This is a genomic window from Streptomyces sp. CLV115 (assembly GCF_038448545.1).
GTDB lineage: Bacteria > Actinomycetota > Actinomycetes > Streptomycetales > Streptomycetaceae > Streptomyces > Streptomyces sanglieri.
Genome location: NZ_JBCEWQ010000381.1, coordinates 1 through 503 on the forward strand (window position 1 = coordinate 1; position 503 = coordinate 503).

The following is a 503-nucleotide window of genomic DNA, read 5'->3' on the forward strand; positions in this document are numbered from 1 at the left end:
GGCCATCACTGATCCGCTCAGCCGTGACCGTGCCAAGAAGTCCGCCGCCCGTCAAGCGGAGTGAGCCAGGAGGAGACGACTACGACGGCCAGCACTATCAAGCCCACTCCGTTGTGCGGTGTTGGGATCTGAGACATCAGACGCAACGCGCAGTGCCCGGTGGTTGTCATGCCACGTCCGGTGCGCACGGCACATGGCTCGATAGCGTCGTCTCTTCGGCCGCGGCGGAGTCTGGCAAGAACTAAGTGCTTAGTCGACGTCCCCGTCGACATACATCCACCGGCCTGCGCGACGCTGGAAACGGGACACCTCATGGAGGACGTTGTGGCGCTTCCCGGCCCGGTACGAGGCGCGAAATTCCACCATTCCCGTGATGTCGCCCGGTTGGCCATCCTTGGTGGCAAGGATCTGTAAACCCGTCCATTCCACGCCCTGCGAATCGACAACATCGGGACGGGTACGGGGGTGCCAGGTTGCCCACAGGTGATTCCACCGTCCCAGGG

At 63.2% G+C, this 503-nt stretch carries 1 protein-coding gene; it reads right to left on the reverse strand.

Annotated features, from left to right (window positions below):
- Positions 1–249: 249 nt before the first annotated feature.
- Positions 250–503, reverse strand: a 254-nt coding sequence (locus AADR41_RS42250) for a YchJ family protein (protein ID WP_342287789.1), incomplete at its 5' end; no start/stop codon positions are given.